The 21854-nt window shown below is 31.8% G+C and carries 26 protein-coding genes; 23 read left to right on the forward strand and 3 right to left on the reverse strand.

From position 1 onward, the window contains the following. Nucleotides 1-12 precede the first annotated feature (12 nt). The 6 genes from rlmD to CAN42_RS03505 all read left to right on the forward strand — a co-directional run bounded on the left by rlmD (nucleotide 13) and on the right by CAN42_RS03505 (nucleotide 5812). Nucleotides 13-1344: a 23S rRNA (uracil(1939)-C(5))-methyltransferase RlmD gene (gene rlmD, locus CAN42_RS03480; protein ID WP_085875552.1), complete on the forward strand. Its 1332-nt coding sequence runs from the start codon at nucleotides 13-15 to the stop codon at nucleotides 1342-1344. A 109-nt stretch (nucleotides 1345-1453) separates the two neighbouring features. Further along, on the forward strand, nucleotides 1454-2212 hold the full coding sequence (locus CAN42_RS03485) for a hypothetical protein (protein ID WP_085875553.1): 759 nt from the start codon (nucleotides 1454-1456) through the stop codon (nucleotides 2210-2212). Beyond that, entirely contained in the window at nucleotides 2175-2732 is a 558-nt protein-coding gene (locus tag CAN42_RS03490) for a hypothetical protein (protein WP_085875554.1), read from the forward strand. Before CAN42_RS03485 ends, CAN42_RS03490 begins: the two co-directional genes overlap by 38 nt. A gap of 175 nt (nucleotides 2733-2907) precedes the next feature. Further along, entirely contained in the window at nucleotides 2908-3438 is a 531-nt protein-coding gene (locus CAN42_RS03495; RefSeq protein ID WP_085875555.1) for an HNH endonuclease, read from the forward strand. Nucleotides 3439-3683: 245 nt separating this feature from the next. Beyond that, nucleotides 3684-4541, forward strand: coding sequence for an Abi family protein (locus tag CAN42_RS03500; RefSeq protein ID WP_085875556.1), 858 nt, complete (start codon nucleotides 3684-3686; stop codon nucleotides 4539-4541). A 125-nt stretch (nucleotides 4542-4666) separates the two neighbouring features. Next, nucleotides 4667-5812 (forward strand): ATP-binding protein, encoded by a 1146-nt coding sequence (locus tag CAN42_RS03505; protein ID WP_245149837.1) that lies wholly within the window; start codon nucleotides 4667-4669, stop codon nucleotides 5810-5812. 189 nt (nucleotides 5813-6001) lie between these two features. Here CAN42_RS03505 and CAN42_RS03510 read toward each other — a convergent pair whose 3' ends face one another. Further along, complete coding sequence (locus CAN42_RS03510) at nucleotides 6002-6268, reverse strand: type II toxin-antitoxin system RelE/ParE family toxin (RefSeq protein ID WP_085875558.1); 267 nt, start codon at nucleotides 6266-6268, stop codon at nucleotides 6002-6004. Next, the gene (locus CAN42_RS03515; protein WP_085875559.1) at nucleotides 6268-6525 is read right to left on the reverse strand and encodes an AbrB/MazE/SpoVT family DNA-binding domain-containing protein; all 258 of its coding nucleotides are present in this window, start codon (nucleotides 6523-6525) and stop codon (nucleotides 6268-6270) included. Before CAN42_RS03515 ends, CAN42_RS03510 begins: the two co-directional genes overlap by 1 nt. A gap of 147 nt (nucleotides 6526-6672) precedes the next feature. On the opposite strand from CAN42_RS03515, the gene CAN42_RS03520 reads away from it, so the two are divergent. The 17 genes from CAN42_RS03520 to CAN42_RS03600 all read left to right on the forward strand — a co-directional run bounded on the left by CAN42_RS03520 (nucleotide 6673) and on the right by CAN42_RS03600 (nucleotide 21443). Further along, nucleotides 6673-6873, forward strand: coding sequence for a DUF3784 domain-containing protein (locus CAN42_RS03520; RefSeq protein WP_085875560.1), 201 nt, complete (start codon nucleotides 6673-6675; stop codon nucleotides 6871-6873). A 227-nt stretch (nucleotides 6874-7100) separates the two neighbouring features. Then, nucleotides 7101-7772, forward strand: a complete 672-nt coding sequence (locus tag CAN42_RS03525) for an MgtC/SapB family protein (RefSeq protein ID WP_085875561.1) — start codon at nucleotides 7101-7103, stop codon at nucleotides 7770-7772. A gap of 96 nt (nucleotides 7773-7868) precedes the next feature. Then, nucleotides 7869-8339, forward strand: a complete 471-nt coding sequence (locus CAN42_RS03530) for a DUF4429 domain-containing protein (RefSeq protein ID WP_209019197.1) — start codon at nucleotides 7869-7871, stop codon at nucleotides 8337-8339. Between the two features lie 272 nt (nucleotides 8340-8611). Further along, on the forward strand, nucleotides 8612-9250 hold the full coding sequence (locus tag CAN42_RS03535) for a DUF6796 family protein (RefSeq protein WP_085875562.1): 639 nt from the start codon (nucleotides 8612-8614) through the stop codon (nucleotides 9248-9250). An 84-nt stretch (nucleotides 9251-9334) separates the two neighbouring features. After that, nucleotides 9335-10162, forward strand: coding sequence for a class I SAM-dependent methyltransferase (locus tag CAN42_RS03540; protein ID WP_085875563.1), 828 nt, complete (start codon nucleotides 9335-9337; stop codon nucleotides 10160-10162). A 206-nt stretch (nucleotides 10163-10368) separates the two neighbouring features. Continuing rightward, nucleotides 10369-11928 (forward strand): IS1182 family transposase, encoded by a 1560-nt coding sequence (locus CAN42_RS03545; RefSeq protein WP_085875246.1) that lies wholly within the window; start codon nucleotides 10369-10371, stop codon nucleotides 11926-11928. Between the two features lie 309 nt (nucleotides 11929-12237). Continuing rightward, nucleotides 12238-13479 carry a DUF2812 domain-containing protein gene (locus tag CAN42_RS03550; RefSeq protein WP_085875564.1) on the forward strand — a complete coding sequence of 414 codons (1242 nt, stop codon included), beginning with the start codon at nucleotides 12238-12240 and terminating at the stop codon, nucleotides 13477-13479. A gap of 2 nt (nucleotides 13480-13481) precedes the next feature. After that, the gene (locus CAN42_RS03555) at nucleotides 13482-13793 is read left to right on the forward strand and encodes a PadR family transcriptional regulator (protein ID WP_085875565.1); all 312 of its coding nucleotides are present in this window, start codon (nucleotides 13482-13484) and stop codon (nucleotides 13791-13793) included. A gap of 83 nt (nucleotides 13794-13876) precedes the next feature. Continuing rightward, nucleotides 13877-14635 carry an SDR family NAD(P)-dependent oxidoreductase gene (locus tag CAN42_RS03560; RefSeq protein WP_085875566.1) on the forward strand — a complete coding sequence of 253 codons (759 nt, stop codon included), beginning with the start codon at nucleotides 13877-13879 and terminating at the stop codon, nucleotides 14633-14635. A gap of 82 nt (nucleotides 14636-14717) precedes the next feature. After that, the gene (locus CAN42_RS03565) at nucleotides 14718-15284 is read left to right on the forward strand and encodes a helix-turn-helix domain-containing protein (RefSeq protein WP_085875244.1); all 567 of its coding nucleotides are present in this window, start codon (nucleotides 14718-14720) and stop codon (nucleotides 15282-15284) included. Then, nucleotides 15248-16102: an IS3 family transposase gene (locus CAN42_RS03570; protein ID WP_135100538.1), complete on the forward strand. Its 855-nt coding sequence runs from the start codon at nucleotides 15248-15250 to the stop codon at nucleotides 16100-16102. The genes CAN42_RS03565 and CAN42_RS03570 overlap by 37 nt, the downstream gene beginning before the upstream one ends. Nucleotides 16103-16417: 315 nt before the next feature. After that, nucleotides 16418-17161: an alpha/beta fold hydrolase gene (locus tag CAN42_RS03575; protein WP_085875567.1), complete on the forward strand. Its 744-nt coding sequence runs from the start codon at nucleotides 16418-16420 to the stop codon at nucleotides 17159-17161. Nucleotides 17162-17455: 294 nt separating this feature from the next. Further along, entirely contained in the window at nucleotides 17456-17938 is a 483-nt protein-coding gene (locus CAN42_RS03580) for an acyl-CoA thioesterase (RefSeq protein WP_085875568.1), read from the forward strand. 89 nt (nucleotides 17939-18027) lie between these two features. Then, on the forward strand, nucleotides 18028-18900 hold the full coding sequence (locus tag CAN42_RS03585; protein WP_085875569.1) for a hypothetical protein: 873 nt from the start codon (nucleotides 18028-18030) through the stop codon (nucleotides 18898-18900). Nucleotides 18901-19008: 108 nt separating this feature from the next. Beyond that, complete coding sequence (locus tag CAN42_RS03590; protein WP_085875570.1) at nucleotides 19009-19221, forward strand: helix-turn-helix transcriptional regulator; 213 nt, start codon at nucleotides 19009-19011, stop codon at nucleotides 19219-19221. Nucleotides 19222-19228: 7 nt separating this feature from the next. Next, on the forward strand, nucleotides 19229-19648 hold the full coding sequence (locus CAN42_RS03595) for a histidine kinase (RefSeq protein WP_085875571.1): 420 nt from the start codon (nucleotides 19229-19231) through the stop codon (nucleotides 19646-19648). A 196-nt stretch (nucleotides 19649-19844) separates the two neighbouring features. Next, on the forward strand, nucleotides 19845-21443 hold the full coding sequence (locus tag CAN42_RS03600) for a Na/Pi cotransporter family protein (protein WP_062571934.1): 1599 nt from the start codon (nucleotides 19845-19847) through the stop codon (nucleotides 21441-21443). Here the strand turns inward: CAN42_RS03600 and CAN42_RS03605 are convergent. Further along, a complete protein-coding gene (locus tag CAN42_RS03605; protein ID WP_135100545.1) occupies nucleotides 21410-21724 on the reverse strand; it encodes a hypothetical protein in 315 nt (104 codons plus the stop codon). The genes CAN42_RS03600 and CAN42_RS03605 overlap by 34 nt on opposite strands. Between the last annotated feature and the right edge of the window lie 130 nt (nucleotides 21725-21854).

Here is a 21854-nt window from a genome sequence, read left to right on the forward strand (position 1 = left end):
AGGAGTGAAGAAATGAGTACCATAGTTAAAATAGATAAATCAAGATTTCCCAACCTATCAAGAGGAAGCTTTGAAGATAGAGAATACCACTTCAAGGGTGGCATAGTTGGTCAAAGAGTTGAGATAAAAGTAAGAGGCAAGAAGTCAAAGAAGGCAAAGCTTCTTAACGTAATAGAAAGATCAGACATAGAAATAGAAAGTCAGTGCCCTCACTCTGAAAAGTGTGGCGGATGTACTTATCAAACTCTAAGATATGAAGATGAACTTAAATACAAAAAAGAATTAATAAAAAATTTATTTAAAGAAAATGGAATTGAAAGAGAAATGGAAATTATTCCATCGCCAGTCCACAAGAACTACAGAAACAAAATGGAATACACCTTTGGTGACGAGTACAAGGGTGGACCCCTATCACTTGGACTTCACGTGAAGAATAGATTTCACGAAATAATAAACACCACTGACTGCAAGATTGTTGACGAGGACTTCAACACGATAAGAGCAGGAGTGAGAAATTACTTTGAAGAACTTGGAGAAGGTCAATACAACAGGAAGAGACACGAAGGCTTCCTCCGTCATCTCCTAATAAGAAAGGCAACAAAGACAGGAGAGATAATGGTTTTACTTTCAACATCAAGCCAAAGCAAGCTTGATGAAGAAGCCTTTATAAAATTTTTACGTAACCTAGACCTCAAGGGACAAATCATATCAATCTATCACGTAATAAATGATGCACTCTCAGATGCCATAGTGCCAGAAGAAATGAAATTAATTTATGGCAAGGAACACATAGAAGAAGAAGTCCTTGGACTAAGATTTAAAATAAGTCCCTTCTCCTTCTTCCAAACAAATACAAAATCAGCAGAAGTCCTCTACAAGATGGCAAGAGAAAAAATTGACGCCAAGGATAAGTTGGTCTTTGATTTATACTCAGGAACAGGAACCATAACCCAAGTCCTAGCAGAGTCAGCAAAAAAAGTTATAGGAGTAGAGATAGTAGAAGAAGCAGTAGAAGCCGCGAGAGAAAATGCAAAACTCAATGGAATCGGCAACGTCGAGTTCATAGCAGCAGACGTCTTAAAAGTATTAGACGACCTAGACAAGAACCCAGACCTAATAGTTCTTGACCCACCAAGAGAAGGAATAAACCCAAAAGCCATAGACAAGATAATAGACTTCGACCCAGAAAAGTTTTTATATATATCCTGCAACCCAGTAACCCTAGTCCGTGACCTCGGAGTCTTTAAAGAAAGAGGCTATGAAATAGAAGAACTAGAAATAGTAGACCAGTTCCCCAAAACCTCTCACGCAGAATGTATTACATTAATTTCTAGGATAGATTAACCAACTACAACAATTTTTATTTAATAGGGAGTGAATATGGAAGGCAATTTTTTAGAAAATGTATGGATAGATTCAAAGATTATTGAAGATTGTATGAATTGGTAGGGTTATGAATGTTGGTAAAATTTATGGGCTAAATAGTGCTTATGAAATATGGAATGAAGCAAATAATACTATATTAAATTGCAATGAAAATAAAGAAAAGCTAAACCAAGGATTCTTATCTCTTAAAAGAGCTTTTAATGTAACATCTGTGGAGTTAAGAAAAAATTTAGGGATTGATAATATAAAGTATAGTTCTAAACAGAAAACTAAAGATTTTTTAGGAGATTTAGAGTATTTTGAAATTATAAAAACCTTAACATTAAGTAAGTATCTTAAGCTTAGAAATCTAATAGAACATGAGAATCATTCTCCACCTTCAGTTGAAGATTGTTTATCTTTATCAGAATATATATGGAACTATATTAGAAACACGGTCAATATTCTTAGCCAATTTACAGAGGAAATTAGCATTACTAGCGATAATAATAACAAAATTTTATTTGAATATATTGTAGAAGAAAAAAATAATATGTATTTTCCTCATTTATATGTAACAGCATTTGTAGAATCAAAATTTGTCTCCTATCTTTATAAAGAAAACTCAATAAATGTAGAAAGAATAAAGTTATTGAACAAGTTTGATCTACAGAAAGAGTTAGAGTTTGAAGAAGAAGCCGAATATATTGATGATTTAAGACATATTGCTATTAAAGGAGAAATTCTTGATCAAGATATCATTGCTGAGTACATTAAAGTATTGATTTTACCAGAATATGGAGGTTTAGATGACATATCAATCCAATCAATTTTCTCAAAAGTATAAGATAATTGATTTTGAAATTTTTTTAACGTCTGATTGTGAATATGATGATATTATGCTGGGAAGAATAGATTTTTTCGAATATTTATGGCAAGACGAGGTAGAAGCTAAAAAGTTTATAGCTAGTATAACCTTTTATATCTTTAATATTTATAATATTGAAGATATGTTATTATTAGCCGATAGTATTTCTGGTGATTTAGAATATGTGGCAAGTGCTTATAACGTTTATTGCAATGAAGTTGGAGGAATAGGCTCCGTTGCTATAATAGATGATTTTAATCTAATAGATGAGCCGAAAGATTTTTATGAGAAAACACAAATCATTAAATACTTTTTAGCAAAAACAATAGAGAAATTACAAATAATAGGTACAGGGACATTGCTTTTTATGTCCAAGGCTTTGATTTTAGATATTAACAAATCAGATAGAATATACTTAATAAATGAATTACTAGATATTAATTGCATACCAATATATCAAGATAAAAGTGATATTGTTTTAGCTAGGAATTTAGTTTAGACATTATAAGCTAAACAAATATTGATTAATGCTAGATATAGGACTAAAATAAAATTCATCATATAAAATTATCATATGAAGTGGAAAAAAGACTTAAATACGAAAATATTTCTAGAAGATTAATCTGGAATATGATTGTAAATTTAAAGTAACATGTAAATAATTGGGAGAAAAGATGACTAAAGAAATTAAAACAACGAAAGAAGAAATATGTGATTATTGGTTTTCTAGAATTGATGAAAGCAACTTAAGTGTTGATGCATCGGAAGCATTAGAAAGATGTTGGAGATGTGGATCAAAAAGAAGGCTAGAGAGATGTCATATAATTCCAAGATCTTTGGGTGGTGAAGATATTCCTTCGAATTATGTGTTACTTTGTAAAAGATGCCATTTAGAAAACCCTAATGTTAATGACCCTGAAATTATGTGGGATTGGTTAAAGGCATATAAGGAACCCTACTATGATACATTTTGGATAAACCGAGGCTTGGAAGAATATGAGAGAATCTATAAAAGTAAGTTTAAGGATGACATTGCCATATTTAATGAATTTATAACCGAGAAGGAAGCTAAAGAAATTTTAGGGGAAGATATAGGTAGCTATGCCACTCATCATTTTGGGCAAGCGTATTTAAATTCTTCAACTATAGCTGGATTAATGAGAATTTTAATTAAAAAGTTAAGAACAAAATATGAAACTGATTAAAAACAAACCTGAAATTTGTTTATAGACGCAGTATTATAAATAATAAAAAACGATTAAAATAAATTCTAGATATGAGTTTAAGTTGAGGTTGATTAGCAGCTAAGATATAGTTAACCTTTAGATAGTAATATTTGTTAAAAATTGACAAATAAGAGCCAATGGTATATTATAATAGCTAACAGTACCCGACACGCCTCTTAACAATGCGGACCAAGTCGGGTCTTTTGATTATAAGGAGAAACAAATTGAAGAAAACTCATCAAACTCCCATAGATGTAAGCAAACAAATAGAAAATTTAATATCTTTAGGTTTACAAATTAAAAATAAAAACTATGCGGAAAGCGCACTTAATAGAGTTTCGTACTATAGACTTATTAAAGCGTATAGTATAACTTTAAAAGAAAATGGAGAATACATAGAGGGTACTACTTTTGAGAATATAGTTGATTTATATTTATTTGATATGGAGTTTCGTCATATTTTATTTTCTCTGATAGAACACATAGAAGTTTATTTAAGAGCCGTAATTACAAATTACTTTTCCTTAAAATATGGAAATTTTGGATATAAGGATCTAAATAATTACAAGAAAAAGAATTTCCAGATGAATACTTTAAAGGAATTAGAAAGAGAGATAAATAGGAATGAGAAGTCACCATTTATACATAACTTTAAAGAAAACTATGAAGGAGGAGAGATTCCCTTCTATGCTGTAATAGAAGTAGCAAGTTTTGGCACACTTTCCAAAATGTATAAAAATATGAAAAATGAGGATAAAAGAGAAATTGCAAAAGTATTTGATGTCAACTATAATTATTTAGAATCTTGGATTGAAAATTTGTCTTATGTTAGGAATATTTGTGCTCACTATGGAAGACTTTATGGTGCAAAATTAACTAAGACACCAAAGTTGTATAGAGAATTTTCAAGACTTGGTATTTCAAACAACACTATTTTTGCCAGTATAATTAATCTCAAAATATTAGCTGAAGGTGATTACTACGATAAATTTCATACTGACTTGTTAGAATTAATTAATAAATATCCATCAGTAGAATTAAAGTACTTAGGGTTTATAGGAAAATGGGTAAACATTATTTAATGATTGCATAATAAGCTAAAAGAACAATTACTAAAATGCAGCTCCAAGTGAGCTGTTTTTTATATTATATAGGATGGTATAATAAAATCAGAAAAAGCAACGATGTAGGTGATATTTTGATATGTATGCATAAAATTATAGATTTAATTGACTTAAAACAAGAAGGTAGCTACTGGGATTTTAAGAAAGAATGGTATAAATCTGATAGTAAAGGAAAGCAAAATTTGCTTCATGATATTATTTGCATGTCTAATAATTTAGATAGTAGAGACGCTTTTATAATAATAGGTGTCGACGAAGAAGATAATTATAATGTTAGAGATATAAGTGAAGACGATGGAAGGAAAAACACTCAAAACATAGTTGATTTTCTAAAAGGCAAAAAATTTGCGGGTGGTTTAAGACCAACGGTATATGTAAAAAGCTATCAAATATTAGGTAAAACAATTGATGTAATGGTGATATTGAATGACAATAACACACCATATTATTTGACAGATAACTTTCAGGGAATTAGGGCAAATTATATTTACACGAGAATTCAAGATACTAACACACCTGTAGATAGATCAGCAGATTTAGATAAAGTTGAATATTTGTGTAAAAAACGATTTGGACTAACTCAAACAGTTTTAGAAAGATTTGAGATTTATCTTGAGGATTATGAAAATTGGAATGATGGTCCATATGGTGAAATGCAAAAGTACTACAAGTATTTTCCAGAGTTCACTATTGAATATGAGAGTGCTAGAGACGAAGGAGATGGATACAGATATTATTTTTTTTCTCAAGTAGATTCAAGGTCGCATTGGTATGATATAAAATTTAGATATCATCAGACACTATTGAAAGAATTAGGTGGGGTTGCTTTAGATGGAGGCAGGTATTTTACGCCTTGCCCTGAAATAGATGGAATTACATTAGACAAAAACAATAGCTTTAGTTGGGATTTTTCATATAGGTATTTTACGAAAGGAACTTTTCTTTATAAGTTAAATCAGTTTTTCTATTTTCAGGAAAGCTTTAGTGATAAGTTTTCTAGAGACAGATTATTTGAAGTTGTACTATTATTTGAATCAGAAGAAGAACGCATAGAATTTAAAGAATTTATTAGGAATAATTGGTATAAGAGAAATGAATATTTAAAAAATGTATATGTACCAAATATTCCGAATTTTTCTCAGTACAAAGAGGGAGCATTTGTTGAAGAATATGAAAATGCGTTGGTTTTAAATAAAATGTTAAAAGAATTTAGAAATAGTTTAGAATAAATATGTTTCCACATACGAGGCTTTTGAAAAATCTCAAATTTTATCCAGACTGACCACTCAAGCCACGCTGAATGTATTACTTTAATCTCAAGAGAATAGAGGTATTTAAAATAAAAATCGGGTGACGCATAAATGCATCACCCGCAAAACCTTCGTTTTCAACTCATGCTTGTATTATATTAATTTTTTTTAAAACTTGTCTAGGATATCGTGATGTCCAACATCTAAAAGAAATATCAACTCATTATTTTCATAGAACCAAATAATTTTAATACCCATATTAACAGAAGACTCCCATATTCCATCTGCACCTTGTATTTTCTTGGTTCTTAAAGATGGATGAGTAGGATTTTCTACGAAAAACTTGAGTTTGTTTTTAGTTTGGTTCTTTTCATCATCAGATAGTTTTTTGTAATGCTTTTTAAAGGCTTTAGAATAAGTAATTTTATAGGACATTATTTGTCCAACTCTTCAAATAGAGAGTCAATTGAATCAAAGATTGGTTGATTTCCATTTTTTATAGATTCTTTAATTTCTTTCACTTCAGCTTTTAAACTTTTTATGACATGCTCTGGATAAACTGCAACTGGAACAAGTATGATTTTTCCATTGTCTTCAGTTACCTCAAATTGGTCGCCTTGATTTAATTCCATGGAGTTTACTATATCTTTTGGGATAGTGACTTGTGATTTAGCTTTTAGTTCAACTAACATAACAAAACCTCCTTAGTTAGAAATTCGTACTTTCTAACTAAATTATAATTTTTACCAAGAAAAAAGTCAATAGAAGCAGTGGAATTCATTGTAGTATAATTTTTACAAAATACTTGTCCACCCAATAAGTTTTAAGAGAGGTGTTCTATGACTTTATTGAAAATAATACTTATCCTAGTAGGTCTAGTTTTTATTATTTTCGGTTATTTAATTTATTTTAAAGAAAAATATAATTTGATTAATGGATTTGAGTCAGATTTTAAATATGGAAGAAAAACAGAATCCTATGCTAAGAAGGTGGGGTTAACAGAGTTTATTATTGGAATTGTTGTGACTGTCATAAAATAATTACTACAAGTTTGTTCTTCTATGGACCTATGAATAGGAAAGTTTACTTGTTATACTTAGTGGTAAGTCAATCTATGAAGTATGTATTATTCTTCTAAGTTGTATAGAATATTTTTATCTTTATAGCAATTAAATACGTTAAACAAATTTCTACAAAGTAGATAAGTCGAAATTATAAAATTATATTATTCATTAATAAGTATAAAATTTATGTAAGGAGGGAGAGAATGGATATATTTTTAGTGACTGTTAGAATCTTATTAGCAGCCCTTCTAGGAGCTATTATCGGTCTAGAAAGGGAAACCAAGAAGAGGGCAGCTGGTTTTAGAACTCATATTATTGTCAGCGTTGGAGCTTGCTTAATTATGCTTATAGGGATAGATGGATTTGGGAAAATATCTGACAATGCAGGACAAGATACTGCACGTCTTGCAGCTCAAGTTGTAAGTGGGATTGGTTTCTTGGGTGCAGGCACTATACTTCAAACAAAAAACAGAGTGTCAGGTCTTACCACAGCTGCAACCCTATGGCTATCTGCAGCAATTGGACTTGCAGTGGGGATTGGATTTTATGAAGGAGCAGTAATAGCAACTGTAATTTGCCTCGTGACCTTGATATCCTTAATGGGGGTTAGTGATTTCATAAATGAGAGAACAAGAAAGTCTTACATAATGTTATTTGATACTAATAATTATGATGAAGAGAGCCTTCTAAACTTTGCTTCGAAAGAGGGCGTTGAAGTTAGAAAATTTGATATAATTGATGAGGACATAGATGATAAATTAATGATTAAAGTAACCTTATCTTTCCACAGGAATTACAATATAGATAAATTTTTTAAAAAATTAGAATCAGACCATTATTTGAAGTCAGTAAAGTTGAGTAAGCAAAGAAGTTAAGATAAATACAATCTGGATAGAAAGTTGATAGTGCAAATTTTTTATTATTTTAATTATTTGGTTTGATATAATAAAGGAAAAAGGAGGATTTTTATATTGGAAGGAATACTTTTTAATTTAGAGGGTGTTAATGGGCAATTAGAGGTATACGAAAACAGGATAGTAATTAAAAGAAAAGGAGCAATCTCTAAGTTAACTCAAGGCTTTTTCAAGGGAGATAAAGAAATTTTAATATCTAGGATATCTGCCATACAATTAAAACTTGGGACAAAGTGGACTAATGGATATATACAATTGACCTTATCTGGCGGAAATGAAAACACAAAAGGACTTTTTGATGCTACTAAAGATGAGAACACTGTAATGTTTGATAAGAAATATAATGATGAAGTCATTAAGATAAAAGAAAGTATTTATGAACTAATTGAAAGAAATACAAATTCAAATAATACAATGAACATTAGCTCTGTAGCGGATGAACTAATGAAATTAAAGAAGTTACTTGATGAAGGTATTTTGAATGAAGATGAGTTTCAAATTGAAAAAAATAAAATCCTAAATAAATAAGAAGTAAGGCAAAGCATCCACTTATGTGGGTGTTATTTTTATATTTAAAATTTACATTTAAAACATCTTAGCCTTCCTCTTCAATCAAAAATAAATAGCTTGGGAGTGAATAGAGTAGTTAAAAAATTTTTACACAATGCGATCTCAAATATAAAGAAAAAAGAAAGGGGAGCCTAATTTTATTCTCGTAGCTTTCTAATAGATTTTAATTTTTTCAAGTTGTATAATTAAGGCGAAAATAAGTAGCATTTAAAGTTACAAAGGAGTTTTATATGAACTTACACACTTGCATCTTAATAGGTCTTTTGGGATCTATCGCAATGTTTATGGGGGACATGTTCCTCTACTACGACCGCAAAGATTACGATAAGAAGGACAAGATAAATAGTATCGTTGAAATAATGAAAAATCTCGGCACAAAGAGATTATATCTGGGTGGCATTTTAGGACCTCTAGGATCATTTTTATATTTGCTTGGATTCTATCACATGGTCTTAGCCAGCCAAGAAAAATTTTTAAATCTTGCTTGGATTTTATTTTTAATAAATTCTTTTGGAATTATTTTTGGAGGAGCCTATCATCTTCAATTTGCCTACTTAGGTCTCTTGTCAAGGCACGAGGGCAAGGAAGCCTTTGATGAGTTTTTAAAATTTTTAAAATTTCAAGCCAAGTTAGTTTTTGGATTTATGGGCCTTGGCAACTTGGGTCTTGCGATAATGATTCTTTTTGGATTGACAATCTTTCCAAGCTGGCAAGTCTTACTCACTCCCTTAGTTCTTATTACCCTAACGCCACTTCTTGGTAAATTGCCGAGAGGTCTACACATGATTATATGCGGTGGCTGGTTCAATTTAATTTATTTTATTTACTACTTATCTTTATTTATAAACCATACTAATATGAATTTATAAGATTATAAAGTAAAGGGTTAGAATCATTATTTTAGTTGATAAAGGGGAATTTTATAAAATTTATTATTTAAAGGAGGAATGTTTATGAAACAATCAAATTTTATTGATAACAAGAAAACAAAGCCTGACTATAGAAACTGGGTTCCTGTAAGTTTACTTAGGAATTTCATCGGAGGGACTATAATTACTTTTATTCTCTTTATAATTTTCGCAGGGACAGACCTTGTTTTCAGTGGAAGTCTTAGGATTATCTGTGGAATTATTTTAGGAATTGGAGTATTAATACTTCTATTTTTTTCAATTATGCTTTCCTTTATGTATCGAAGCTTTGACTATAGGGGTAAGAGGAAACTCGCCAAAACTATTATAGAAGGTGTGGCTCAATATGTTGAGATACCAGATGGTGGAGTTGGACTAGATGTAGGATGTGGCAGCGGTGCACTTACCATAGCTTGTGCAAAAAGAAATCCAAAAGCGACCATGGTGGGCTGCGATATTTGGAGCGGTTCATACAAAGTGGAGTTTTCTAAAAAGATTTGTGAAGACAATGCAAAGGCTGAAGGTGTTTCCAATGTGAGATTTGAAGAGGGCAATGCAGTGAAACTTCCCTTTGAAGATGAAAGCTTCGATGTGGTGACAAGCAACTACGTTTATCACAATATAATGGGACATAATAAGCAGAAACTACTATTGGAAACTTTGCGTGTTCTTAAAAAAGGTGGTGTTTTTGCCATACATGATTTGATTAAGAAATCAAATTACGGAGATATAAAAAAATTTATCGAAGAACTTAAAAAAGAAGGATACAAAGATATAAAACTAATAGACACAACAAGGGGAATATTTATTGACCCCAAGGAAGCTAAGTGGTTAGGCCTTTCTGGTTCAAAAATTTTTATTGGAAGGAAATAGAAACTTAAAAGTAATTATTATTAGGCTAGAAGACTTTTATAAGCTTAAAGCTTATGTCGAATAAGAAGCTTAAGGATAGCGGCAATTAACCATGGACTTATTAAAACAAGAAGTCATATAAGGATAAGGGGCTGTTGCAAAAGTCCCATCATAGAAAAAAGACGAGGAAACATAAAAATCCTCGTCTTTTTTGATACAATGTATTTATGAAAACCGCTAAAAATACATCATCATTAACTAACTATACACTAGTTAATGATACAATTCAACTAAGATTAAACTTTAATACAGAAATATATATAAAAGATGATGTTAAACTAAGGCTTGTAAAAAATATAATTGAAAGGATGAATCTATCAGAACTAAAAAAAGTCTACTCATCACTTGGAAGAAAACCTACTGTAAATCCAGTAACAATGCTTCAAATAATAATATTCTGCTATTCAGAAGGAATATTTTCATCAAGAGAAATAGAAAAATCATGCAAATATGATTTAAGAATTAAGTACCTACTCGATACAGAACAACCACCAGACCATAGCACAATAAATAGATTTAGACAGAAAATACAAGAACTAACACCAGAACTACTAAATCAAATGGTACAAATACTGATAGAAGAAAAACAGATAGACCTATCAAGCATCTATATAGATGGAACAAAGATAGAAGCCTATGCCAACAGATATAGTTTTGTATGGAGAGGAAGTATAGAAAAATGGCAAGAAAAATTAATAGAAAAAATAAAAGAAGAACTAGGACTAAGTAAAAGTCTAATTCCAGGCCAAGTACTTCAAGCAGTAACAACAATCTTTAAGCAATTGAGAAAATACTGCAAAGAGAAAAAAATAAAATTCGTTTATGGAAAAGGAAAAAGAAAAACAAAAGAACAAAGAGACTATGAACATTTAAAAGAATGGAAAGAAAAACTAGAAAGCTACAAGAAACATCTAGAAATAATGGGAGACAACAGAAACTCCTACTCAAAAACAGACCATGATGCAACCTTCATGAGAATGAAAGAAGACCACATGAAAAATGGTCAACTAAAACCAGCCTACAATATCCAATTAGCAAGTGCATCAGGCTTCATCATAGGAGAAAACATATCCCACCATCCATCTGATATGTACACCCTAAAACCATTCTTAAAAGACCTTCTAGAAAAAAATCCAAACAAGCTAAACAAGATAGTAGCAGATGCAGGATACGAAAGCGAAGAAAACTATGTATATCTAGCAGAAAATAATTTAACATCCTACATAAAACCATCAAACTATGAAAAGTCAAAAACACGAAAATATAAAAAAGAGCAAGAATTTAAGAAAAGCTTAAAATACGATGAAAGACAAGACAAATACACATCACAAGAAGGCAAAGAATTCATAAGATGCAGTGACAGATACAGAAAAAGAAAAAGTGGATACGTAACAACAACAAAAGTCTACAGATGCTTCGATTGGAACAAAGAAGGACAAAAAACCAAAGGAATCTACATATCAGAAACATTTCAAAAATATAGAGAAGAATCCTTAAAAAACATAAAATCCGACCAAGGAATAGAAGAAAGAATAAATAGATCAATACAAGCCGAAGGAGCATTCTCCAAAATAAAATCAGGCTTAAACTACAACAGATTCCACCACAGAGGAAAAGAAAATATAAAAAGTGAGATATGCCTCATATCAATAGCACTAAACTTAAATAAACTGACATCAAAAATAGAAAATAATAACCTAGAAATCATAAAATACAAAGCTGCTTAAGAAAAAAATATTCATTAAAGCCAGCTTTATTAAGTGCACCCATTTTTATATGAAACAAGATAAATCTATCCAGAAAATAACTTAAAAGCAAAAAACATAATGGCTAAACTTAAATATTTGATAAAAAAATGATGTCGCAGAGTAGAATCATCTATTCTGCAACATCACCTTGTTTTTTACAAAAATTATTTTTACAGAATTTTGATAAAGATGAGGAAAAATCTCTAAAAAATTTTAAATTTATTGACATCTATCGAGTATCGATATATAATTCAATTATCGACAGTCGATACTAAAGGAGGAAATAAAATGTTAAAGTCAAGATACTTAACTTATACAAACTTTGGACTTGTTGAAAAGTGGTACGAAGACATGGCAAAGAAGGGTTGGCAAATTGAAAAAATAATTTTGCCCTTCATCCACAAGTTTAAAAAAGTTGAACCAGAAGATGTGCGATACAAAATTTCGATTGCTCCCAATGAAGGATCTTTTTCTGCCTTCTCAAAAGATGAATTAAGGGACTTTGATGAGATGGCAGGAGATTTTGGTTGGCATCTTGTAGACAGGACCTTCAACATAAACATCTATAAGCTTGATGAAGGAAGCCGAGACTCCCTTTATAATGATGGAAAAGACGAAATTGAAATTTTAAAGAAGGGCGTGAGGGGCGAAACAATTTCTTTTATCATTAATTTTATAGTTTTAGGATTCTTAGCTTTTTTTGTTTTTTCTCAGTTTTTTTCTAAAGAAATATTTTATTCAAATTACCTAATATTTATGGGGCCGGCTGCCATTTTACTTTTTCTTTTTGATGCTTTGGCTTTGGGAGATTGTATATTTTTTAAAAAGAGAAATAAGGATGTAAAAAGCATAAGTGAAATAAAATTTTCAAGATTTACTTTTTCTAAGGGCTTTGTCTTAATATTTTATATTCCACTTATTTTAATAATACTTGCCTTTGGATCAGAATTTTTGATTCCTAGTGGGGATTCAAATTCTTTTGGAATGCTAATAAGTTTGCTGCCAACGCTTATTATGGTTTCTTTTATTTATTTCTATCGCAAAAAAATTAAAGCCATGAACATAAAAAGAGGCAATAAAAAAATTATCTTAATCTCAATGATAATTTTAATTGTTATATTTACAAATGTCTTTACCTCTACATTAATCGATAAATTCTCTACTTCTAATGAGATTGAAAGCCAAGTGATGGGAGATTTTACAAAGACTAGGGAAAGAAGAAGTTTCTTGACAGAAAGCTGCGATTACTACTCATCAGAAAAAAATAAGCTTGGCATAAAAAAGACTGTTGTGAAGTCACAAGACCTTGCAGAAAATTTATTTGAAAGGATATTAAAAAATGCAAAAAATCACCCTTATAGGGCTGACTATGTAAAAGACATTTCTCAAAAATATCCTTATGACAGGACTTATATCTTATCTGGCGAAGAAGACTATTTGATTTTATACAAGAATGTGGTCTTAGAAGTAAATGGAAACTTCAAAGATGAAAAGGTCCAAGAAGAGATTGCAAGAATCTTGGAGGTGTAATCATGGCAAGAGACCAATTCCAAACCCTAACAGAGCCTATGTACTTCACCCTCTTGGCACTAGGTCAAGTTAGAAATGGGGCAGAGATAACAGCCTGGGTAAGTGAAATCACAAGGGGAAGAATAAATTTAGGGCCAGGAACACTCTACGTCCTCTTGGCACAGTTTTTAGAAAATGATTTGATTACAAGAGTTGAAGTGGATAAGAAGGGAAAATATTACAAGATAACCGATGAGGGACGAAAGCTTCTTGAAGAAGAAGTGGATAGACTTAGACTCTTAATAGATAACTACGAAAATTATTTTGACAAGTGAAGTTAGAAAAGTAAATTAATATAAAAAATTATCCTGTAATTTGTTACAATGGTATTATAGTAAAGCAAATAAAGGAGGTTATTATGAGATTTGAAAATAAAGTTCTTGTTATTACTGGTGCTTCATCTGGTGTAGGTAGATCTACTAGCCTTATGGCAGCAGAGGAAGGGGCAAAAGTTTATTCCTTTGCAAGAAGGAAGGAAAAGTTGGAAGCCCTAGCTGAAGAAGCAAAGTCCTTGGGCTACAAGGGAGAAATAATTCCAGTGGCAGGTGACGTGTCTAAGCAAGAAGATGTTGATAGACTTTTCGAAAAGGTTAAAAACGAAAATGACAAGCTTGATGTTTTAATTGCCAACGCTGGTATAATGGATAAGTTTGAACCTGTAACTCACTGTCAAGAAGAAACTTTCGACAGGATCTTTGAAGTAAATGTAAAGGGATCCTTTAGACTCTTTAAGTCAGCTATACCTCTAATGACAGCTGGTGGTTCAATAGTTGCAACAACTTCAATAGCTGGCATAAGAGGTGGCAAGGCTGGAGTTGCTTACACTATGTCAAAGAGTGCCATCCATGGTCTTGTGAGAAACACTGCTGCCATGTATGCCAATGACAAAATTCGCTGCAACGCTGTAGCACCTGGTGGAATTCAAACAGAAATATTAGAAAACTTAAATGACGTCGATGAAAAGGGAATAGAAGTTGTAATGAGGGGACCAAAGCTTGACAAGATGGTTGCAAGCCCAGAAGAAATTGCCGCAAATCTTCTCTTCCTTGCATCAGACCAATCATCCAACATCAACGGACAAATTTTGGTTTCAGACGGCGGACTTACTAATATGTAATTTAATTTTAAATTTTAAAGGTTCATGCAAGCTTTGATATGTACCCTCTTTACTGGACAAACCAGTAAGGAGGGTATTTTTTATGAAATATAGTTATGAATTCAAAAAAGAATGTGTACAGTTGTATAGAGAAGGTAAATGGCCCAATACACCTGAAGGAACAAAAGAAAAAATCTTTCATAATTCAATTAGAATATGGTTTAAGTTAGAAGAACTTCATGGACCAGAAATTTTAAAACATGGAAATAATATCAATTGGACACCTGATGAGAAATTAGAAATGGTATCTAAAGTGTTAGCTGGAAATTCAATAAAGTCCATAGCAATTGAATATGGAATTAATGATGGACAACTCTATTCATGGGTTAACAAGTATAAAAATTATGGATATAATGGTCTTGTTAATAAAAAGAAAGGTCGTAAATCCAAAAATCCAAGCATGAAAAGTAAAAATAACCATAAAGCAAAAGAACTTAATGAATCTGAAAGAGAAGAGCTAATAAAACTTAGAGCAGAAAATGAATATATAAAGGCAGAAAATGAAATAATAAAAAAAGAGATCGCCTTGAGAGAAGAACGCTACGCTGCGCAACTCAAGGCGAAAAAGCAGCGATTGTCAAAGAACTCAAAGAAAAAGGATACAGACTAAAATATCTTTTAATAGCTATTGATATGCCAAGGTCAACATACTATTTTGAAATAAATAAAATTGATAAAATAAAAATTAAGAATAGTCATGTGGCAGATAAAATAACTCAAATATTTAACTTACACAAAGGAAGATATGGAGTAAGAAGAGTATATATGGAGTTGCTAAGTCAAGGTTATGTCATAAATCATAAAAGAGTTCAAAGGATAATGCATGAGTTAAAACTATTCGGAAAAAGATCTAAGGAAAAATATCACTCATATAAGGGTAAGATAGGGAAAGTAGCTGATAATATAATAAATAGAGATTTCAAGGCAGATAGACCTCTGCAAAAATGGACCACTGATGTATCAGAGTTTAAATTTTCTTGGGGTAAATGCTACATATCTCCAATACTTGATATGTATACAAATGAGATAATCTCTTATGACTTATCCTTACACCCTAATTTAAAACAAATATCCAATATGCTAGAAAAAGCATTTAACAAATTTCCAAAACTAAATAATCTAATACTGCATTCAGATCAAGGATGGCAATACCAACATAAATATTATGTGAATGAGCTTAAAAAACATGGTATAAGACAATCAATGTCAAGGAAGGGAAATTGTTATGATAACTCCATTATGGAGACATTCTTTGGAAGATTAAAAAATGAAATTTATTATGGTTATGAAAAGAGCTATAGCTCTTTTGAAGAATTTTCGAGAGCAATAGAGGAATATATTGATTATTACAATAATGAAAGAATTCAATCCAAAACAAAATGGATGCCACCTACAAAGTATAGGTTAGCATCCACTACAATTAGTTAATTGAATATTGTGTCCAGTTTTATGGGTACACATCACTTTTTGCATGAATCTTTTTTTATATAAAGACAAACTTAGTATGGTCTTAATTATCTAACTATAGAAAGGCAAAGGAACAAGTATAGATTAACTTTCAAAAAACAAAGCTACTTTGATAAGTCTAATTTTTGGCAACAAGATAGAGGCGCCAAGCAAATACACAAGATTGAAAATATTTTTCATTTAACATATAATCTCCTTAGAACTTTAGCAATAATTTGAAGCAAGTCTTTCTAATTAAGAAGAGACACAAAAATTACTTTAGCAAGGGTTAGGTAAATGGATTTTATAGAAGTAAACAAAGATAATAAAAAGACAATATTACTTATACATCCTCTTGGATTTACTGCAGAGGCAATGAAAAATTTAATAGCTGATAAGCTGCCAAGTGATTATAGGTATATAATTCCAGAACTAGCAGGTCATGGCAAGTCGAAGGAAGTATTTAAATCAAGTGAGATTGAAGCGAAAAAAATTGAAAGCTATTTGTTAGAAAAAGGCATAAGAGAAATAGACTTAGCCTTCGGGGCCTCCTTGGGTGGAGTGGTTCTCTTAGACTTATTAAATTCTAAAAAAATAAAATTTAACAAGTGCATCTTTGAAGCTTGTTCCCTGTCAGAAGGATCTAAAATAAAGGAAATTTTTGCTAGAAAGTTTGTAATGGATAAGCAAAAAAAGGCACTTAAAGATAGGAAGTTTGCCCTAGATGAAATTGAAAAATTTTATGGCAAGCAATGGAGCAATATTATTGCAGAATCTCTTATTGGCATGGATAAAAAAAGCGTGGCCAACCTTGTTAAGAGTTTTGTTTATGTAAAAGTCCCTAAGCTATCCAAGGCAGACCAAGAAAAATGTATTTTTTGTTACGGGTCAGAAGAATTTAATTTAAAAGATTCGAAGAAGATCATTGAGAAAAAACTTCCAAATGTAAAAGTAAAAATTTGGAAGGGCTTTAACCACTGCGAAATCTTAGCAAGGAATAACTCATACTATTGTAGATTTTTAGAGGGCGAGTTAGGTTAAAAAAGCCAAAAGAAAATACATAGAAAATTATAGGTAGAAAAAATTGCTGCAAATCTTCTCTTCCTTGAATCAGATCAAGCATCTAATATCAAGGGATAAATTTTGCTTTCAAACGGTGGACTTACGAATATGTAATTTAATTTTAAATTTTAAAGGTTCATGCAAGCTTTTTGCATGAATTTTTTTGTATTAAGGCTTTTGACTTTAAAGCAAAGGAATAGGAGTATGAAAAGAAGAAATTGCGAAGCAGTTGTGATAAAATAAAATTATAAATGAGATTATGAGGGGGATATTATGTCAGAGAATAAAAGAATTGCCATTCAAGAAACTTACGGCGAAAGATTTCAATACTGCTGGGGTTGTGGACCAAAGAATCACGAAGGAATGCATCTAAGATCTTACCCATCTGAAGATGGAAGTGAATGCATCGCAAGGGTTACTCCTGATTCAGTTTACACTGGTGGAGTTCCTGCTAACCTATTTGGTGGAATGATTGCCATGATCTTCGACTGCCACGGTACTGCTTCCGCTGCTTGGTTCAAGCACAGAGACCTTGGACTTGAACTTAATGAGGACACAGTTATTGGCAGATTTATTACAGCAAGACTTGAAGTTGATTTTAAGAAGCCAACTCCAATGGACAAGGAAGTTACAGTTACTGCTACTGCTGAAGAAATTGGCGAGAGAAAGGTAATTGTTAACATGGTGATGGAAGCTGATGGCGAAGTTCGTGCTAAGGCAAGGATGGTTGCTGTTGGTGTAAAAGATAATATGTAAAATTATTAGGAGATGAGTTCTCCTAATTTTTTTGTATAAATTTTTTGAAAATTATTTATAATGTAAGAAAAGATTATTAGGAGGAGCCTATGACTTTAAAAAATAAAAAACTTTTATATATTTTTCTTTACTTGCTTTCCTTTGGGCAAGTCGTTGGGACCTTGATTCTAATTAATAAAATTGAATTTATTCCAATGATTAACAACGTCATACTTGGTCTTAGCTATTTAGTTTTCTTTGCCCTACAAATTTTTTCTATTTATAAGATTTTAAATTTTAAGTTTAACAGGTACTTAAAGGTTCTTGTGGGTCTAATCTTAATAGGACTTTGCCTCATCTCAATGGCTTGCATACTTATGGTCTTTGCTTTTGCTGGCAAGGACAACCGACAAGTTACCTATGATGATGAAAAGTTTTACATCTTAGATGTGGGTTGGCTGGATCCAGTTTATGAAGTCTACAGAAAAAACTTCATCACCATGGACAAGCTAAGTGAAGATGAAATAAAAGATACCTTTGCTGATTTAAATAAGATTGAGAATGAGGACACAAGAGAAATTTTAAAAACTTTGATTTATGGAAGAGAAGGTCTTGATGGTCCTAAAGCTGAAGAAGAAAATAAAAATCAGGATTTAGAGGAAGCAAAAGAGAATGAGGGAGTAGTAAAAGAAAACAAGGAAGAAGTTTTAAAAAATTTTGAAGTTTCTGATGCCATAAAGATAGAAAATTCTGATTATGGACTCCTTGAAGTTGACAGGGCAGGGGCAAGGTCTCGCTGGTTCCTTGTAAAAATTTCTGGCGACGATATGGAATTTATATCTGAACTTGAAGAGACGAGTCCAGAAGCTTCTGGAAGGATGGATGAAGATGGGACCATCCACTTGGACTTCAAAGACATAAATAACAACAAGACCACTTACATTTCAAAAGACAAGGGAAGGACCTTTGAAAAAATAAAATAAATTTATAAGTCAGTGATGGAAGTCACTGATTTTTTCTTGCAAAAAATTTATTGAAGTTAAGAACAAATTTTGGTACTATAAATGTAACCAAAAACACCAGGTGATTTAATGGAAATAGAAAATGTAGTAATAGAAAATAAAATTGCTCAGTACAGGAAGGAACTTGGACTCTCTCAACATAAGCTAGCCAAGGCTGTGGGACTAAAGAGGAGGTCAATCATGGCTTACGAGAACAACACCATTAGCCCAACCCTTGAGACAGCCTACAAGATTTGCAAGGTCTTGGGCAAGGATATCAAAGAAGTTTTTATATTTAAGTGAGGTTTTTATGGGATTATTATTTAACGACAAGAAGGAATTTAGTGACAAGGTGGAAAAAATTTTTGGCGATAGGGACAATTACCTTGTAGCCTTTAAGGCTAACGACCTAAAGACAGGACTGGCTAAGTTTATGATAATAGGTGGGCTCTTCTACACTATGGATTCATCTAGGACTTTTATTCTCTACTTTAGCCCTAAGGGTCTTTATGAAAGTGAAATTTCAAATTCAACAAAGAGGGACTTCTACCTCATGCCTTGGAATGAAATAGAAGAATTTGAAGTAGATGAGAAAAATAACAAAGCCATCATAAGCCTAAGGCACTTGGGCAAGAAGGTCATGTATGAAGTTGACTTTAAGGGTAAAATTTTTGAAGGCAATGAAGAGAGATATGAAGAATTAAAATCAAAGGATTGGAATAGGATATAAGAAAGACAAGAGGGATTTTGTTTGTCTGCACCCTTGGGTCAATATTAATCAATAGTGTGACAGTTTAAAAAAAATAATTTTTGACGGCTCAGCCGTCTTTTTTCTTTTAGCAATTTATTTACAAAATCTTTACTTTGCCTTTAAAAATTAAGAATTATATTGTAAGATGAAATTGAAAAAAGATTTGGGAGGACTTATGTCAATTAATTATTTTATTGAACTATTAGGAGGACTTGCTCTTTTCCTTTATGGAATGGAAATGATGAGCTCGGGTCTCGAATTAGTCGCAGGTGATAGACTTAGAGTTGTCATTGAAAAGATGACATCGAACTTCTTTAAGTCGATTTTTGTCGGTGCTCTTGTCACTGCAATAATTCAATCATCTTCAGCTACTACAGTAATGGTTGTGGGTTTTGTAAATGCAGGCCTCATGACTATCTATCAATCTGTTGGAATTATTATGGGGGCCAATATTGGTACAACAATCACTGGTCAATTAGTAGCCCTAAACATTTCAACTATAGCACCTATAATTGCCTTTGTAGGTTTTTTATTGAACACCTTCTCCAAGAGTAAGAAGAAAAAATATGTAGGCCAAGCAGTTATAGGCCTTGGATTTTTATTCATGGGTATGCAATTTATGAGTGACTCTATGGAACCCCTAAGGGACTACCCTGGATTTGCAACTTTGATGACGAAGTTTGACAACCCAATCCTGGGAGTCTTGGCAGGTACAGGTGTAACAGCCCTATTACAATCATCATCAGCATCCCTTGGTATCTTGCAAGCCGTTGCCAACCAAGGTGTAATATCACTCCACTCTGCCATGTATATAATCCTAGGATTTAACATTGGTACTTGTGTGACTTCAGTTTTATCTTCAGTTGGATCTTCTAAAAACGCAAGAAGGACTGCCCTAGTTCACGTTCTATTTAACATCATTGGTACAATAATTTTCGTATGTGCATCCTTTGTCATTCCAATAGACAAGATAGTTATAAGTTTCTCAAGGAACTTGCCGGCAGCAGAAATTGCCAACCTACACACCCTCTTTAACGTTGTGACAACAATTTTATTAATTCCTTTCTCCAAGAAACTTGCAGACCTAGCCTTCAAGATTATTCCTGGAATTGACAAGGAACAAGAAGAGATGTCTTTACAATACATCAACTTAAATGTAGTAAAGGATGCTCCAGCAACTTTTACTGACGTTAAAGCAGAAGTCAATAGACTTCTCAATGTAGTAGATAAAAACTATGAGGCATCTGTTGGGCTTTTAAGTAAGTTCGATGAACAAGTTCATGAAGAAATCTTTAGAAGAGAAAAAGTTATTAACTACCTCAACAAACAAATTTCTGCCTTTATAATTGATTCTCTAGGTCTATCTATGAACGAGCAAACTTCTGCCAACTTCGCAGCCTATCTAAGAATATCTAGGGACATGGAAAGAATTGGGGACCACTCCAAAAACATTGCCGAAGTTGCCAAGTTAAAAAATGACGAAGGTCTATTGTTTACAGATGTTACCTTTGACGAATTGAGAGAAATTAACGCAATCATCGACAAGATGTTCCATTCCTTTGATGAAGATATGGAAAAAGAAGATAGGGTTCTCTTGATGCGTCAATCTAACGAGCTTGTTCAAAAAGAGGCATCAGCCTTTAGAAACAACCACATGATGAGGATGAGGGAAAAAATTTGTAATCCTGAATCAGGACTTCTATATGAAAAAACTCTTGCAGCTATGGAAAGAATTTCAGCTTATATATCCAATGCTGGCAAGCTTTCAATATGATAAATTAATTGAACTTCATAATGAAAATTAATCTGCCTTAGGGCAGATTTTTTTGTGAACTTAATTAGTTCGCAAGGGGTGATTAGGTTATAAGAACTTGTGAAGTCAGAGATTCTTATAGACTTGTAAAAGTTTATAAAGTCGTGAATACTTATAAAGTTGTGAACAATTATAAAGCCATAGAAATTTATAAAGTTGTAGAATTTTATAAAGTTGTGAATACTTTTTAAGTCCCAGAAGTTTATAAAGTCATCAAGGTCTACAAGAACATAAAAAAACATAAAGAAGCCAATAAAAGAAAATTTGTTTACAAACAGAAGTTTCAATGTTAGAATGACCTTGTAGAAAGATATAAGATTTGACTCCAAACAAGTCTTATTTTTAATTTATAAAGAGAGGAGAGCAGGACTT

Source organism: Peptoniphilus vaginalis, assembly GCF_900176605.1.
Taxonomy (GTDB): Bacteria; Bacillota; Clostridia; order Tissierellales; family Peptoniphilaceae; genus Peptoniphilus_A; species Peptoniphilus_A vaginalis.

Excerpts from the sequence above, each read along its gene's own strand:
- CAN42_RS03540 (WP_085875563.1), top strand. The coding sequence starts at position 9,335 with ATGAAACAATCAAATTTTATTGATAACAAGAAAACAAAGCCTGACTAT.
- CAN42_RS03585 (WP_085875569.1), top strand. The coding sequence starts at position 18,028 with ATGACTTTAAAAAATAAAAAACTTTTATATATTTTTCTTTACTTGCTT.
- CAN42_RS03515 (WP_085875559.1), bottom strand. The coding sequence starts at position 6,525 with ATGTTAGTTGAACTAAAAGCTAAATCACAAGTCACTATCCCAAAAGAT.
- CAN42_RS03485 (WP_085875553.1), top strand. The coding sequence starts at position 1,454 with ATGAATGTTGGTAAAATTTATGGGCTAAATAGTGCTTATGAAATATGG.
- CAN42_RS03520 (WP_085875560.1), top strand. The coding sequence starts at position 6,673 with ATGACTTTATTGAAAATAATACTTATCCTAGTAGGTCTAGTTTTTATT.
- CAN42_RS03505 (WP_245149837.1), top strand. The coding sequence starts at position 4,667 with ATGCATAAAATTATAGATTTAATTGACTTAAAACAAGAAGGTAGCTAC.
- CAN42_RS03495 (WP_085875555.1), top strand. The coding sequence starts at position 2,908 with ATGACTAAAGAAATTAAAACAACGAAAGAAGAAATATGTGATTATTGG.
- rlmD (WP_085875552.1), top strand. The coding sequence starts at position 13 with ATGAGTACCATAGTTAAAATAGATAAATCAAGATTTCCCAACCTATCA.
- CAN42_RS03550 (WP_085875564.1), top strand. The coding sequence starts at position 12,238 with ATGTTAAAGTCAAGATACTTAACTTATACAAACTTTGGACTTGTTGAA.
- CAN42_RS03535 (WP_085875562.1), top strand. The coding sequence starts at position 8,612 with ATGAACTTACACACTTGCATCTTAATAGGTCTTTTGGGATCTATCGCA.
- CAN42_RS03565 (WP_085875244.1), top strand. The coding sequence starts at position 14,718 with ATGAAATATAGTTATGAATTCAAAAAAGAATGTGTACAGTTGTATAGA.
- CAN42_RS03575 (WP_085875567.1), top strand. The coding sequence starts at position 16,418 with ATGGATTTTATAGAAGTAAACAAAGATAATAAAAAGACAATATTACTT.
- CAN42_RS03510 (WP_085875558.1), bottom strand. The coding sequence starts at position 6,268 with ATGTCCTATAAAATTACTTATTCTAAAGCCTTTAAAAAGCATTACAAA.
- CAN42_RS03555 (WP_085875565.1), top strand. The coding sequence starts at position 13,482 with ATGGCAAGAGACCAATTCCAAACCCTAACAGAGCCTATGTACTTCACC.
- CAN42_RS03560 (WP_085875566.1), top strand. The coding sequence starts at position 13,877 with ATGAGATTTGAAAATAAAGTTCTTGTTATTACTGGTGCTTCATCTGGT.
- CAN42_RS03590 (WP_085875570.1), top strand. The coding sequence starts at position 19,009 with ATGGAAATAGAAAATGTAGTAATAGAAAATAAAATTGCTCAGTACAGG.
- CAN42_RS03490 (WP_085875554.1), top strand. The coding sequence starts at position 2,175 with ATGACATATCAATCCAATCAATTTTCTCAAAAGTATAAGATAATTGAT.
- CAN42_RS03525 (WP_085875561.1), top strand. The coding sequence starts at position 7,101 with ATGGATATATTTTTAGTGACTGTTAGAATCTTATTAGCAGCCCTTCTA.
- CAN42_RS03580 (WP_085875568.1), top strand. The coding sequence starts at position 17,456 with ATGTCAGAGAATAAAAGAATTGCCATTCAAGAAACTTACGGCGAAAGA.
- CAN42_RS03545 (WP_085875246.1), top strand. The coding sequence starts at position 10,369 with ATGAAAACCGCTAAAAATACATCATCATTAACTAACTATACACTAGTT.
- CAN42_RS03595 (WP_085875571.1), top strand. The coding sequence starts at position 19,229 with ATGGGATTATTATTTAACGACAAGAAGGAATTTAGTGACAAGGTGGAA.
- CAN42_RS03600 (WP_062571934.1), top strand. The coding sequence starts at position 19,845 with ATGTCAATTAATTATTTTATTGAACTATTAGGAGGACTTGCTCTTTTC.
- CAN42_RS03605 (WP_135100545.1), bottom strand. The coding sequence starts at position 21,724 with ATGTTTTTTTATGTTCTTGTAGACCTTGATGACTTTATAAACTTCTGG.